This is a genomic window from Mucilaginibacter sp. L196, from assembly GCF_009765905.1.
Taxonomy (GTDB): Bacteria; Bacteroidota; Bacteroidia; order Sphingobacteriales; family Sphingobacteriaceae; genus Mucilaginibacter.
Window position 1 is genome coordinate 309,220 of the sequence record NZ_LMUO01000019.1, and the last position, 15,945, is coordinate 325,164.

6 protein-coding genes are annotated in these 15,945 nt (G+C 43.1%); 2 read left to right on the forward strand and 4 right to left on the reverse strand.

Features of this window, described 5'->3' with window-relative positions; translation table 11 throughout:
* Window positions 1–21 precede the first annotated feature (21 nt).
* The gene (locus tag GSQ74_RS17865; protein WP_158995585.1) at window positions 22–975 is read left to right on the forward strand and encodes a DUF5996 family protein; all 954 of its coding nucleotides are present in this window, start codon (window positions 22–24) and stop codon (window positions 973–975) included.
* A 106-nt stretch (window positions 976–1,081) separates the two neighbouring features.
* Here GSQ74_RS17865 and GSQ74_RS17870 read toward each other — a convergent pair whose 3' ends face one another.
* From GSQ74_RS17870 to GSQ74_RS17885, 4 genes are all read right to left on the reverse strand, one after another.
* Window positions 1,082–1,507, reverse strand: coding sequence for an aspartyl protease family protein (locus GSQ74_RS17870; protein WP_158995586.1), 426 nt, complete (start codon window positions 1,505–1,507; stop codon window positions 1,082–1,084).
* Between the two features lie 42 nt (window positions 1,508–1,549).
* Window positions 1,550–4,177: a PAS domain S-box protein gene (locus GSQ74_RS17875; RefSeq protein ID WP_158995587.1), complete on the reverse strand. Its 2,628-nt coding sequence runs from the start codon at window positions 4,175–4,177 to the stop codon at window positions 1,550–1,552.
* Between the two features lie 403 nt (window positions 4,178–4,580).
* Window positions 4,581–6,860: a BamA/TamA family outer membrane protein gene (locus GSQ74_RS17880; protein ID WP_158995588.1), complete on the reverse strand. Its 2,280-nt coding sequence runs from the start codon at window positions 6,858–6,860 to the stop codon at window positions 4,581–4,583.
* Window positions 6,861–6,863: 3 nt separating this feature from the next.
* Window positions 6,864–12,020 carry a translocation/assembly module TamB domain-containing protein gene (locus GSQ74_RS17885; protein ID WP_158995589.1) on the reverse strand — a complete coding sequence of 1,719 codons (5,157 nt, stop codon included), beginning with the start codon at window positions 12,018–12,020 and terminating at the stop codon, window positions 6,864–6,866.
* A 269-nt stretch (window positions 12,021–12,289) separates the two neighbouring features.
* Here GSQ74_RS17885 and dnaE point away from each other — a divergent pair, with 269 nt between their 5' ends.
* Entirely contained in the window at window positions 12,290–15,883 is a 3,594-nt protein-coding gene (gene dnaE / locus GSQ74_RS17890) for a DNA polymerase III subunit alpha (RefSeq protein ID WP_158995590.1), read from the forward strand.
* Window positions 15,884–15,945: the final 62 nt, after the last annotated feature.

Genomic DNA, 15,945 nt, shown 5'->3' on the forward strand with positions numbered 1-15,945 from the left:
TTCAAACTAAACAATAGTATCATGACCACTGCAAACGTAACCCCATCCCCATGGCCAGAACTGGCTTTTGAATATTTAAAAGATACTTTAGAAGCCGTACAGCTTTGGACGCAGATAGTAGGCAAGATACGACTGGTTAAAACGCCGTGGATTAATCATAGCTGGCATGTTACCTTGTATGTGTATCCGCGAGGGCTAACTACGGGGAATATCCCTTATGAAGGCGGCAGTTTTCAGATAGATATGGATTTTGTTGATCATCAGTTATTGATAACCGCGAGTGATGGCGGGGTACAAAGCATTGCGTTAAAGCCACGTTCGGTTGCTGATTTTTATAAGGAATTGTTTGAAAAGCTTGGCGTGATGGGGATTGAGGCCAAGATATACCCCAAACCAAATGAGCTTGACCCGGCTATACCCTTTGCCGAGGATGAGCAGCATAAAACGTATGATGCTGTGCAGATGAATTTGTACTGGCAGGCTTTGGTAAGGATAAATGCCGTATTCCTGCGTTTCAGGTCGGAGTATACAGGCAAGTGCAGCCCTGTACATTTGTTTTGGGGGGCTTTTGATTTGGTAGTTACAAGATTTTCTGGAAGGGAAGCGCCTTTGTATACAGGCGGTACGCCTAATATGCCAATTAAGGTGATGCAGGAGGCTTATTCGCATGAGGTGAGCAGCGCAGGTTTTTGGGGGGGCGGTGAAACATTTCCTCATCCTGCATTTTATAGTTATTGCTACCCGGCCCCGGCAGATTTTGGCAGCCAGGTGGTTGAACCTAACGAAGCTTTTTACAGTAACGAAATGGGCGAATACTTTTTGCTGTATGAAGTAGTACAGCGGTCGGCTGACCCAGAAGGTACTTTGCTGAAGTTTTTAAGATCAACCTATAAAGCCGCGGCGAAAACGGGTAAATGGGATGATAAGTTGTGTTGTGATTTAACGGGGTTTGAAAGTAAGGGCGTTGCATGTTGAATTACCTCCACCTTTGTTGGTGTCTTCACCAACAAACTTTCCTATTTCGATGAACGTGTTCGTGAGGACACCAACACGGAAAAAAAAATCATTTGCCAAAGATTAGTTAAACCGTAAACTTTATCACCTGCTTTCCATAATCAATTACGGCCTGATACTTCATCAAAATATCGCCGCCTAATACGCCTAAAACTTGTGGGTGGCCCATTTGAGTGTAGGCGATGTTAATGGTGGACAGATCCAGCACGGCTACCTGGAATTCGGGGATCTTTAAGCGGCCTATGCGCATGTCATGTATTGTGGCGGTGAAGGATTGCATGCTGTTAGTTCCGAGGCCTGTTGATAGTATATCGCTATCGTTTATCAGTGCTTTTTTGTTGGCTTTAAGGAGCAAGCCTTTATCAAAGGCCGTTTTTGATGCGCCTGTATCTAAAACCACTGTAAATGTTTTACCATATACTTTTATGTTTAATAAGGGGTGAAAACCATCGCCGTTAAGGTCAATAATTTGGAGCGGGGCTGATATACGCATTTGGAATTGGACAGTTAAAATAAACGCTGCAAAGGTATACGCTTAATTGTTAGTATTGGCATCTTCGGCCATTTCCAGGATGATGGAATCCATGCGGTCGAGTTCGGATTTTATATGATGGAGGATCTCAGGGTCGGGGTCAGTTTTAAGCATTGTTATCAATCCTTTTAGGTTAGCAAGCGGGCTGCGTATAAGGTGTGATTGTTTCCATGCCATATCCTTTATACTATTAATGTGGTTCTGGATATGTTTATAGGCTGTTTTAAGGTTTTGTTCGGCATTTTTACGTTCAGTAATATCATATAATGCCATCAATATGCCCAATATATCGGTATGATCGCTGGTGATGGGGAACAGGCGTACATAATACCATAATGTTGAGCCATCCGCTTGCGGAAAATTAACTTCAATATTTATGTTCTCGCCATTTAAAACCTTGTTGGTAAATTTATGTAACTGCGGGAACTTGTCCGGCGGAAAATAGTCGGAAAGATGGCTGCTGCTTTCGGGGTTATGGCCATATTGTTTTTTAACAAACTGGATAGCCTTCGGGTTAAACATCAGGGCTTTAAGATCCTTATCGAATAACCCATAAGCGGTATCAGTAGTATTTAATATAGCCTTTAAGTTTGCTTCTGATTTTTTGAGAGACTCTTCGGCCTTAAACTGTTCAGTTATATCATTTGTTTGTGATAGCCTTACCGGGCGGCCTTCAATAATAATATCGTGCGTAGTTAGCCTAACAACCATTATAGTTCCATCTTTTTTAACATGGCGGGCAATCCTCGTTTTATCATTATCATTTTCATATCCCCGTAACTGTATTTCACGGTCTTCAGGCAATCGCAATGTAGTTACATCCATACTGGTTAGCTCTTCTTTGCTATAGCCATAGTGGTTTGCGGCGGCATCGTTTACCGCGAGTATCTTCAGGCTGTCTTTAGCTATCATCCACATTGGCATTGGGTTGCTTTCAAACATCACCTTGTATTTTTGCTCTGACAATTTAAGTTCGTCCTCGGCTTTTCTACGTTCGGTAACATCCATCATGGAGCCGATGATAGTTGGAATGCTACTCATCGTAACCCGGCTGCCATAAAATTCGACCCAATTGCTTGAGCCATCTTTCTTTTTGCCCATTGTTTCATAACGTACACTGTCAATTTTGCCCTCCATGCGCAGTTTTACCTGTTGGTTGGTGTATTCGCGGTGTGTGTCATAAATAATGGCATCCACAGGGACAGTATTTGTTAACTCTTCCGGTTGATAACCAAAAATTTCAGCAAATCGCGGGTTTACATAACTAAACTTGCCGTGCTGAACCATGTATATGCCCACCATTGATTTATCGGCAATTGTCCTGAATTTGAGCTCGGCATCGCTAACTTCCGACGCCATTTTATTACGATCGGTAACATCACGGGCAACCACCATAACGCGGTTATCCGGGAATACTTTAACATTCACCTCCGCGGTAAACTTTTCGCCCGATTTCCTGACAAATCTTCTCTCAAACGGTCCTTGCCCAATGTAACTGGTTAACAAAGGTAAAGGCCTGCTTTTTAACTCTTCGGGATCAAGTAACGTTTTTACGTTCATGTGCAGTAATTCTTTCCGCGTGTACCCGGTCATCTCGCACATACTATCGTTTACCTCGGTAAAATTCCTGTCGCTATCTACCACATAAATAGCATCGGTGGCTTGTTGAATGAGGGTGTGATAACGTTCCTCGCTTTTTTGATATTCAATTGTTCGTTGTTCTACCCGTTCTTCCAGCTCCGCATTCATATTGATCACCTCATCCTCGGCAAGTTTTCGTTTATCATCAATACTGTTTAACCAATTGGTTGTATTCCATATCAGCGCGATAGCTGCCAGTAAAAGGCAAATAACCAACACCGCCATGCCGATATCCGCAGAAGAAAATAATTTTGAATTTTTTGTTTCGAGTTTTAATACTCCAAAAATCAGGATCATTAAAAAAATGAGCGTACAAAGCCGACGGGCAACCCGGTTGCCAACGCGGTCACCTGTAAAAATAGCTGCAAGTCCGAGGTCGGGATTTAGAAGTGCTGCCGCCATTGATAACAGTAAAAACAATATAGCCGTAGTAAAAGCCATAGAGGTAACGTAAAACAAGGAATTGTACAAAGAAACATTATACATGTAACCTATTAATGCAGTACCGGCAATTAAAGTAACCGCGTGAAAAAGGTATTGCGAAACAGCGTGCAGGACGCGATTTTTTGTACAGAAAAAAAGATAGCCTAAACCTAAAAAACAAAAACTTAATGAAGCATTAAACGCCATGCGGCCGGGATGTGGGAATGCAGCTGAAACAGGTGTATTATCCCTGGCAAACAATTGATCAATGCCTGTATCGATATGAAAAAATTCCTGGCTTATGGTAAGGAGGGCGATTAATATACTCAGTGATGATAAAATGAAAAACAATGAGGAGTGGCAGCCTTTAAAATGCCATTGCGAAACCAATAGTGCACCGCCGAACAGCACAAAACAAAGCGAGGCGTTGAAGCGCATAGCTACGCCGGGAAGTATGGTTAAAATTCCGCTACCGGGGAAAATCCAGCCAATCATAATCATAATTCCCACAGCCATGGTGACCATGCTTATCGGTATGATAATGTTGTTTTTTGGTGATGCCGGCATTTGACTATAATACGGTTAAAATCAACAAAAGTTTAGGTTAGGCGATAAACCCTTGGGTTTATATTAATTATGCTAATAAAGTTATTATAAAATATGCGAAAAAAGAATTTTTGTGGCGGGAGAAGATGGTGCGGGTGCGGTTGAGAGAAATGGAGAGTATAGGTGTTCGGAAGATGAGATTTGCTTATTTTTTAATGAGTTTTTATAAACAAATGATTTGTCATGCTGAGGTACCAAGCATCTGTACACACGTAAACTAACTTACAGATTCTTCGCTACGCTCAGAATGACACCCTTTTTAAATCTTCCGAACAGCCATAGAGTAGAGAGCAAGGATGGTTGATTGGGTTGAATAGTGTCAAAAAAATCACTCATTCACCTAAGCACTCTATTCGCTAAATTCTTAGAATGGATAGCCTATTGCCAGGTTAAATACCGAGTTATTAATGCTTATGCTATTAAAACGATTGCGCTGTCCTACTGGTCGGGATGGATCGATTAATGGGAAGCCCAAATCGGTGCGTAGTATTAACACCGAAAGGTTAAAGCGTAAACCGAAACCAGCATCGGCAGCCACCTGATTTAAGAAGTTTTTGCCGAAGGCGGCGCCCGGTAAACCTGTTTCCGGATGGAGCAACCATATATTGCCGGCATCAGCAAATAGCGCGCCTTCAACAATACTAAACAGTTTGGCACGGTATTCAACGTTGCCTTCTAATTTTATGTCGCCCGATTCGTCAGCTAAAAATTGGGTGCCGCCATAACCTGTCGCTGTACGGTAATCATACGAACCGGGGCCTAATGTACGTGCCTGGAAGCCTCTTAAACTATTTGGCCCGCCAATAAAGAATTGCTGTGTGTACGGCAGGATAGTGGAGTTGCCATAAGGCAAGCCAACATCAACCAGTAAGCGCATAGCCAGCTTGGTACCCGGACTTAATTTATGGAAGAACCGGATTTCGTTTTCGAGTTTTACATATTGATCGAATGGGGTGCCGAATATCGTTTTCGCTTTTCCGTCCAGGGTATCAGCCCCTAGTACCAGTCCTAATAACGTAGCAGATGTGCTTATTTTGCCCATGTAGTAAAAGCTATTGGTCCTGAAGTCGTCGCTGGTATTATCGTAGGTATAGGCATAGCTTGGGCCAAAGGTTAGCTGGTTATTGATAACGTGTTTTAAAGTAGGATTACCTGTTTTGCGGATACTATCCAGGTAAAGTGGTGTAACGTTAGTTGCATTTACATACGCAAAATCTAACAGATCAAGATTATGCTGTTTGTATAGGCTGGGTTTCCATTGGTAACCCCATGATGCATTAAACGAGTTTAAATTGTAGAGTTGTGAGCGGTCAACCAGCGTATAGCCAGTGGTTAAAATAGTGCGGGGGATAAAGGCGTTATCAGTAGTAAAATCAAACGGACTAATAAACCTTGGCCATGATAGGGATGGGGTTACACCAAATTGGTAAACATTAAAACCATGCTGGTAACTGCCAAATTGCTTATCGGTACTGGTGAAAAATGTAACGCTAAGCAGCTCGGCGCCTTTAAAGGTATTCTTGTTTTTGAAGGTTAAATCAAGCTGTGTACCATCATAATTGGCAGATGTTTGCCGGGCCAGGATCTCGGCGGTTAGCGATTTTCGTTTTGCCTGAGTGAGGAAATAATAAACATCCAGGAATGCCGAATCGGGGGTAACATCCTCAAACCTGTTTTTTACATAGGTGAATGGGCCCAGTTCAATAAAACGACTTAGAGAGTTATTATGTTCGGTACGGTTGTATACATCGCCGGGGTGCAGTAATACCGTATTTTTAAACATAAAAGGTCTTACGGTTTTTCTGCCGCCTATCACATTGTACCAGCGGTATTTAACAGCTGAATCTAATTTTAGCGATGTATCCTGTAAGCTGTAATGCGGGTAAACGTATATATTCCTGATCTTATACACCCATCTCGCTTCATCAGGAGTAGTTGCCTTTACCTTTACAAACATATCAATCTGGTGGCCCGCGATGGTACTGTCGTACTTCATGATCAGGTCTTCAGGGGCGAAGTAGTAGTAGCCTTCTTCTTTTAATTTGGCATCAATGCGTATGCGTTCATTAACAATTTTGCTAAGGTTGTACTGGTCGCCAACTTTAAGGAACGTTTGTTTAGATGTTCCGGTAACGGCGGTATCCAAATCATCCTTTTCCTGCGGGAAAACAATTTTTCGGTAATGATACGCCGGGCCTGCTTGCACAGTATATACCGCTTTAGTTATGCGATTTTTACCTACGGTATCGCCGCTAACTTGTGCAATAAAATAGCCTTCGTTTTGCAGTTGACTTTGTAAAAGGGTACTGTTTTTAACCAGATCCACACTACTGGCTAAAACAGGAGGTTCGCCTAAATGAGTATTTATGTAGTGCCTAAGCCCGCGTTCCTTATTGGTTTTTGTTTTTTCGTAGATGTATAATTTGTACCGTAAACCCAGGATGGTTGCATTGGTTTTTGGCCTTAACAAACCTTCTAACTCTGTTGTTATAGCGTTTTTATCCCCCTTTTTCATATCAGCATCAGCTATCTTTACCTCGCCGCCGGTATACAGTTTTTGGCCTGGGGGTAAAAACCTGGTAGTACTGCACGCGCTGACAAAAACAGCAATAAAAAGGATAGATATGTAGCTAAGTTTTGTCATAGGTTAGTTTGATAGTTGTTTGTTTTGCGCAGGCTGATCGGCGGGTTGTGTGTTAGTTACCGCTTCGTCATGCTTTTCTTCCGCTTGTTTTAATGCTTTCTTTTTCTCTTTTTGATCTTGTTTATATTTCTTTGCGCGCTCTTTATCCGCTTTTGATTTTTTGACGAATAACTCCTTAAATTTATTGTACTCGTAAGTTATGGAGAAACCAACGCCGGTTTCAACCACCTGGCCCTCAATTACAATAAACTCATCTTTACGGTAAGCCCTAATCATGTAGCGGCCATCCTCGGTCAGTTTGTAATTTACAGATAGGTTGCCCGCTATATCGGTAGTTTTTTGGCCCGGCTGATTTTGACCTTCCAGGTTAAAGTTGTTGCCTACGGTTACCGTAACACGGTCATTTAAAAACTGTTTGGACAGGCCGACATTTAAATCAGTTCGGTTTTGCTGAACGCCTGTGGAGTAATCAGCACCCGAAGTAAGGTTAAAGCTCAGCTGTACGCCACCAATCAGGTTGCCTGCAAGTTTGTTCAGTTGGTCGGATAACAAACTGCTCACACTGTTACGAATAGCGCCGTTTATGCCCGTACTGCCTCCATTGCTTTGCAGCGGGTTATCGCCAATAAAGTGGCCCAGTACCAGTACGCCTAATACCTGCTTATTCATTTCGTTAGGGTCCTGGCGTACTTGTGCAAGGCGGTCGTTGACGGTTTGAACAACCGTAGGGGATACCTCATAACTGCTATCCGGCAATATAATGTCGAAACTGATATCTGGTTTTAATAATTGATTTTTTAGATTCAAGTTAACATTGAACGGTAGTTTTTGCTTGTACTGAGTGGCGTTTACCGAAGTGTTATCGCCACCTAATTGTTGTTGCACCAAATCAATCGGTGGTACGTTGGCCACATACACAGCCGTCAGGTTGATATTGGCGCTGGTTGGGTCGCCGGTCCAGGTTATGTTGCTTCCTTTTTTGAATAGGAAAGTACGTTTTACCGTGGCGTAAGACAGGTTGTATGATCCGCTTTCGACAGTATAAATACCTGTCAGGTTTGTTTTTCCGCTTGGGTCGATACCACCATTAAGGTGTGCTTCGCCTTGTATATGTACCACATCGCCGTTAGATGGATCGATAACAATGGTGAAACGGGCAGCTTTGCTGATGTTTACCGTCGCGCTTACATCAAGGCCTTTCAGGTTTGATTGTTTCAGCGAATCGAGTTTCCTCGCCATTAAAATAGAATCCAGCTTAGGTGCATTCTCATTAATTACTTCAACTACGCCCTTACGGTCCTCAACCCCCGGATCATCCTCCGGCAAAACAATAGTCAGATCTGTTTTATCATTTACGGTTAAGGTAGCATCAACAATAGGCTTATCCGTATTACCGGTTATGCTTACATCACTGTTCAAATACAGCTTACCGTAGTACATTTTATTATCGGCCTGGGTTGAGTTAATCACCCTGAAATTATCCATGTGGATCTTCATCCCGAATTTAAAGTCGGTATAAGTTGTGGTGTAGATAGAGCCTGTTACCACCGCTTTATTCCCGGTAGAATCGACAAGCGTAAAATCATTAAAGCGGATGCCATCATTATTAAAAGTGATGCTCTCATTCGGCAAACTGAAATAGGAATTGAGCATAGATACATTAAAGCCGACCTTATTAAAGTTAATATCACCCCGAATTGCAGGAGCGGTAGGGGTGCCCGTTATTTTCATATCGCCCGTGATATTGCCGGTAGCCCGGCGAATGTTGCCAAAGCTAAAACCTTCAATAGTCTTCATGTTCAGCGTAACGATGTTCAGATCCATATCAAAGCGGCTATCCGGTTGGGTGTAGTAAATTCCTTTGAGGGTTACCTGGTTGCCTTTGCCGGTAATATCCATATCGGCGCTGTAAGCATCGGCGGTTTGGTTATTTACCTTCAGGGCGATGTTGCCTACGGTATCACCTTTGAAATTAAAGTCGCCTACATTTAAAGCAGCGGTAAAAAGTGGTGATTTTTGGAAATTGCTGATATGCGCGTCGCCATTAAGTACACCGCCGACTTGTAACGAATCCTGCTGGGCTAAACGGGTTAGTGTTTCGATGTGGAAATTTTTAAAGTCGACCGTAATTGGCGCATTAAATTCCTGTGGATTGCTGGTAACACCTAATGATTGCCCGGAATTGCTGATCACAAAATCCTTAGCCATGATCCCTTTAGTGCCGAATTGCAATGCATTGTCACTGGCCACCGCCCACTCGGTATAATCAAGCAGCAAACCATTTTGCAGGAAGCTGAATTGGTATTCATTTGGTAAAGCACTGAATACACCCGCGATGCGGTAACGCTCCTTTTTAGCAGCATCGCGTACCTGCAAACTGAGGTTTAGTTTATTGTTTTGGGCGTTGCCCGATATACTGGTATATAGCAAATTGAGTGATGAACCCGCCGTAACATTATCCACGGTAATGGCATAGTTAAGGGCGTTGTTGGCCGTATTGATGTTCAGTTTTAAGTTATTGATGGTATTAGTGCCATAAACAACTTTCGGCACCGAGCCATTTACCACCAAAGTACCTGCCTGGCTATCAAAATTACCTTTGATGAGTATGGGATCCAGCTGTTTTAAATCCGGCACGTACTGGGCAACCAATGGAGTTTTAACCACATGTACATCAAATTCAAAGCTCTCCGGTGAGTATTTTACTACATGCTTGCCGCTTGCTAAGCTGGTGTTGTAGTACTTGTTGATGAGATCCTGCATAGCGGTGCCAATCTCGGGCAGTTTGTATTTGCCAGCCATGTGAGCGGTGAGCATTGGCAGCTTTAATTTTAGGGTGCTGCTATCTGCATTCGCGGTGGACAGTAAACTTACTGTATCTAACTTAATCCGTTGCGTGCCATTTACTACCAGCAAATCAGTCGCTTCAATATCGGCATTCAAATAGTTAGGATCAGCAGTTGGTACTTTGGCTACAATTTTACCGTGGAAACGCATTGGCGTTTTGGAGAAATTGAGCTTTTGCATATCGATGCTATCCACATCCAGCGTAGCGAAAATCGACGGGTATTTTTTATTCATGTTAGCCTTCGCATCCAGACTGAAATGGATATTGGGATCGGTCATGAATACTTTGGCAGCATATGCGCCATCATGCGCTGTGCCGCTTAGTTTAAGGTTTTGGTAGGTGTAACCCTTTACGTAAGCTTTGGCAACATCGCCATCAAACTTCAAATTCGCGGTTTTAGGGTTAAGTCCCGTACCCGAAATATTAGCCGACAGCGTTATGCTGCCCACTGTTTGCGGTTGCTTGGTTAGCGCTCCCACATTTAAATTATTCGCCCTAATGTTGGCCGTATAACTCGCATTGTTTTTATTGCTGCCGTTTTTCATGGCTGCCGTTAGGTCAACCGCGCCATAGTTGGTGCGCAGGTTCATTTTGGTGTTGAAATTGCTTATACCACCTTTAAAAGTTCCTTTCAGGTTGATATTTTCCGGAATGCTAACGCTAGCCGGGATCATGCCTTTTGAGGCGAGGGTATTAATATCGGTTCGACTAGTGGTAAAGTCGGCTATGTTAACATCAAAAGTAGCTTTGTTTACATTCGGCAAGCCATGCATGTTTGCTGATGCCTTGATATGGGTATTGCGTAAGCCAGTGATCTCCAAACTCGGGATGTGGAGGTCATTTACTTTGCCATATACACGGCCATTTATCCTGAACACTTCATTAGGCGATACTTTGCCGATTGAAGAACTCATGGTCGGCATCAATATTAAAACATCTTTTAGCGCTAACCGGCTTCCATCTAAATTAGCATTCACACTTAACGCGCCCAGGTTGGTGCTTAATGATGCGATGGACGGATAGCTCACCTGCAATTGTTTTTGAATTACAGTTTGCGGGGTTTCCAAATACAGATCATTCAAATAAGCATTCTTCGGCCCGTAGAAGAATGTTGTATGGAATTTCTTAAGTTCGAGCCCACTTTTTTCAGAGAAGGTAAATGAATTTATTTTGCCAGACATAGTATCCGGGCTATACGACAGGTTTTCAATATCAGCATTCAAATTATGGACGTTCATGTGCGCAAAGTCGAGGCCCTTGGGGATGGCTTTGGTGGCATTGTCGTCATATTTAATATCATCATTGCTGAACGTGATCCTATCCAGCGTAGCTGCCCAGCCCTTAGTGCTCGCGGCTGGTTTTGCAAGGGTATCCAACTGCCTAATGGCTTTTCCCACTGCTGTTTTAACCTTTTGTGGCTGGGCGAAGGTTAGTGCCGCTTTGGTATCATCCAGGTCGATGGATTTAATGCCGATAACCTGGTTGTTCAGGTCTATCTTCTTCATCTCTACCAATAAACGGCCTAAATTTACTTTGGCAGTCATGGTTGGGGCACCGTAATCCACGTTTATTTTTGATATATCAACCGTTCCTATGTTAAGCAACATGCCTTGCGGATGCGTTGCCGTGATTGGTGTTACCGGTGGCGCAGCAGCAGGTGGCGGAACATCAGTTTGGATGATCTTTGCATTAAAGCCTGATAACGTGACCTTCGGGATGGTGAATTTCATTTTATCCAGATCGAAGGTGGTGATCTTGGTATCAAAATGGCCCAATAAAAACTTTACGTTATAACCGGTGATGGCATCTTTATAAGCGATGTTGATCTTATTCAGAATAACCGTTTCAACAGATATGGTCATTGCCGAAGCTGTATCCGTTGGTTTGGGAGCAACCTTTGTCGGACTTGAAAATGCCCTCATGATGTAATCAAAATTAAAAAGGCTGTCCGGCCCGCGGGTTACTTTGGCGGTGATGCCATCCAGGTTGATCTCGTTTATTTCTACGGTGTGATGCAGTAGTTTCAGCATGCTGATGTCTACTTCGAGTTTATCGCCTGCAATTAATGTGTCGCGTTTCTGATCTTCAAAATAAACACCTTCCAGCACTATACTTTTGGGTAGCCCGATACTGATATGGTCTATGCGTACTTTAGTATGAATTTTACCTTGTAAAAAATTTACAGCTTTATTTTTAGCGAAGTTTTGTACAGTGGGTACCTGTATTAAAATAGCTACAAGCAGCACCAGGAACAGTACGCTTGCAATTATCCAAAGAATAGTTTTTAAAGCTATAAGTCCAAATCGTTTCAAATGTTATACGTTTTTCAAAGGTGAAGATTGTTGTTGCTTATAATAATACAAATAATTTGTTAAACCATAGCCCCCTCTAAATCTCCCCCGGTAGGGGAGACTTTAATTTTTAAAGCCCTCCCTTCCGGGGAGGGTTGGGAGGGGCTTTTTGTTTGTTTATGTTAATTTCCCTTGTTTGTAAAACTATTCTACAGTTTTCAACACCACGGGATGAGCATTTGTTTTTTAATAACTTTGTATTTCGCCATAAAATTTATTAGTTTACCATTATGCCCGATTTTTCGCACTTACACGTACATACCCAATTTTCGTTACTCGACGGCGCCGCCGATATAGGTAAACTATACAAAAAAGCCGCTGCCGATGGCATGAAAGCCCTGGCCATTACCGACCACGGCAATATGTTTGGCGCGTTTAAGTTTGTGGCCGAAGCTGGTAAACACAACGTAAAACCCATAGTAGGCTGCGAGCTATATGTGGTTGCGGATCGGCACAAAAAACAATTTACCAAGGAGAAAAGAGACATCAGGCATCACCAGCTTTTACTGGCTAAAAATGCTGAGGGCTATAAAAACCTGGTAAAACTATGTTCATTTGGATACATGGAAGGCCTTTACAGCAAATGGCCCCGTGTTGATAAGGAACTGATATTAAAATACCACAAAGGCTTAATTGCTACTACTTGTTGTATAGGTGCATCGGTACCGCAAGCCATTTTGCGCAAAACCGAGGATGAAGCCGAAGCAGAATTTAAATGGTGGCTGGATTTGTTTGGCGAGGATTATTACATCGAACTACAGCGCCATGATATACCTGAGCAGCATACGGTAAATGCCGTATTGCTCAAATACGCTAAGAAATATAATGTAAAAGTGATTTGCTCTAATGATTCGCACTACGTGGATCAGCAGGACTCGAATGCGCATGATATTTTGTTGTGTGTGAATACCGGCGATATGCAGAGCACGCCAATTGCTACCGATGAAGAAGGCGGCAAGGGTTATCGTTTCGGCTTCCCTAATGACCAGTTTTATTTTAAAACACAGTCGGAAATGGGCAAGCTGTTTAATGACTTGCCTGAATCATTAGATAACACCAACGAGATTGTTGATAAGGTAGATGTATTGAAGTTGAAGCGGGATATTTTACTGCCCAACTTCGTTATCCCGCCTGAGTTTAAGATCCACAGCGATATGACCCCTGATTCGGATACGCTGAACCAGTGGGAATACCTGAAGCACCTTACATTTTTAGGCGCTAAGGAACGCTATGTGGATATATCGCCGGAGGCAGAAGAACGCATCAATTTTGAGTTGTTTACCATTCGTACTATGGGTTTCGCGGGCTACTTTTTAATTGTAGCCGATTTCATCAAGGCGGGCCGTGATATGGGCGTGTTTATTGGTCCGGGCCGTGGTTCAGCGGCGGGTTCGGTGGTGGCCTATTGTATCGGTATCACCAATATCGATCCGCTAAAATATAATTTACTATTCGAAAGGTTCCTGAACCCTGACCGTAAGTCGATGCCCGATATTGATACGGATTTTGACGATGCGGGCAGGCAAAAAGTTATTGATTATGTAGTTGAAAAATACGGTAAGAACCAGGTAGCGCAGATCATCACCTATGGTTCGATGGCGGCGCGTACCAGTATACAGGACGTAGGCCGTGTACTGGATCTGCCGTTATCAGAAGTAACCTTACTGAAGAAATTAGTACCCGATACATTGGGTATCACCTTACAAGGTGCCATAGAGCAAGTACCCGAATTACAGGCAATACTTACAGGCAATGACCTTCGTGCAACCGTTTTGCGCGAGGCCGGTAAACTGGAAGGCTCCATCCGTAATACGGGTGTGCATGCCGCGGGTATCATCATAGCCCCTTATGATTTAACGGATATTGTGCCAGTGGCAGTAGCCAAAGACTCTGACCTGTTGGTTACCCAATACGATGGGCGTGTGATTGAGGATGCTGGCGTTATCAAGATGGACTTTTTGGGTTTAAAAACCCTGACCATTATTAAGGATGCACTAAGGCTGATCAAACAAAATTATGGCGTTGTTATAGATATAGATTATATCCCGCTGGATGACGAAAAGACCTTTGAGCTTTATCAAAAAGGCGATACCAACGGTACGTTCCAGTTTGAAAGCGATGGTATGCAAATGTATCTGCGCGATTTGAAGCCCGATAAGTTTGAGGATTTGATCGCCATGAACGCGCTTTACCGCCCGGGTCCGATAGAGTACATACCGCTGTTTATTAAGCGTAAGCATGGTTACGAACCTATAGCGTTCGATTTACCTGATATGGAGGAATACCTGGGCGAAACCTACGGTATTACCGTTTACCAGGAACAGGTGATGCTTTTATCGCAAAAACTGGCTGGCTTTAGTAAAGGCGATGCCGACGTTTTGCGTAAGGCGATGGGTAAAAAACAAATTGAGGTACTGAATAAAATGGAGGCTCAGTTTATGACCGGAGCTACCGCTAAAGGTCACCCCAAAGATAAACTGACCAAGGTTTGGAACGACTGGAAGGCATTTGCCCAATACGCGTTCAATAAATCGCACTCTACCTGTTATGCTTTCGTGGCGTACCAAACGGCTTACTTAAAAGCGCATTACCCAAGCGAATATATGGCCGCTGTATTGAACAACCAGAACAACATGGAAAAGATTACCTTTTTTATGGATGAGTGCCGCCGCATGGGTGTGCATGTTTTGGGGCCTGATGTAAATGAATCTGATTTGGCGTTCGCGGTGAACAAAAAGGGTGAAATCCGTTTTGGTTTGACAGGGGTGAAAGGTGTAGGTGATAAAGCGGTTGAAGCTATTATTGAGGAACGTGTAGAGCGTGGCCCCTATACATCTGTTTATGATTTCGCGCAGCGCTCAAACACGAGGAGTGTAAACCGTAAATCGTACGAAAACCTGATTTATGGTGGTGCTTTTGACGGCATGGGGTTAAACCGTGCGCAGTTTTTCGCCAAAACAGAGAATGGCATTTTAACGGGTGTTGAACGATTAATTAAATACGCCAACGATTACCAGAATACGCAAAGTAGCAACCAATCATCTTTATTTGGTGGTTCGATTGCTTCTTATGTTCCGGAGCCTGCAATGCCGGAGTCGGACGAATGGCCGCTGATTGAAAAGCTGAAATATGAGAAGGATGTTATCGGTATTTACCTTACCGGGCATCCGTTGGATAACTTTAAGCTGGAGATGGAGCGCTATTGCAATACCAACATCAGCGATCTGAAAAATATGCAGAAAGCCCGTAGCGGTGAAGGTGGCGAAGAGATCATGAACGCGTTTAACGAATTGCGCAAGCGTGGTGATATTCGTGTAGGTGGGCTGGTATCCAACGTTCAACATAAAATGACTAAAAATGGTAAGCCGTTCGGGACTTTTGTTTTGGAGGATTACAAGGAATCGTATGAATTCGCGCTGTTTGGTGAGGATTATATGAAGTTCAGGTATTTGTTGGTTGATGGTTATTTCCTGCATATAAAAGGTATCATAGAAGAGAAATTCAGGCAGAAGGATAACTGGGATATGAAGATATTAAGCATGAGTCCGCTATCTGAAATGCGCGATAAACTGACGAAATCGCTTACAGTGTGTGTTGATCTGCAATCGTTAAATGATACGTTGTTAAGCAATATTCAGCAGGCGCTTGATGTGAATATTGAGAAGTACCCGGTTAAGAATTGCTCGCTGCGGTTTTTGGTGAAGGACAGGGAGGATACGATTGTACTGGAAGCGATTTCCAAGAGCGTGAAGGTGAACCCGAGTGATGATTTGATGGCTGATATTTTTAGTATTACTAATGTTCAGCCAGTGTTAAATTCGTAAGTGATTTCTTTCTGTCATTGCGAGGTACGAAGCAATCACGAACGCTGCATGGTTGCTTTGCT

Excerpts from the sequence above, each read along its gene's own strand:
- GSQ74_RS17870 (WP_158995586.1), bottom strand. The coding sequence starts at position 1,507 with ATGCGTATATCAGCCCCGCTCCAAATTATTGACCTTAACGGCGATGGT.
- GSQ74_RS17880 (WP_158995588.1), bottom strand. The coding sequence starts at position 6,860 with ATGACAAAACTTAGCTACATATCTATCCTTTTTATTGCTGTTTTTGTC.
- dnaE (WP_158995590.1), top strand. The coding sequence starts at position 12,290 with ATGCCCGATTTTTCGCACTTACACGTACATACCCAATTTTCGTTACTC.
- GSQ74_RS17865 (WP_158995585.1), top strand. The coding sequence starts at position 22 with ATGACCACTGCAAACGTAACCCCATCCCCATGGCCAGAACTGGCTTTT.
- GSQ74_RS17875 (WP_158995587.1), bottom strand. The coding sequence starts at position 4,177 with ATGCCGGCATCACCAAAAAACAACATTATCATACCGATAAGCATGGTC.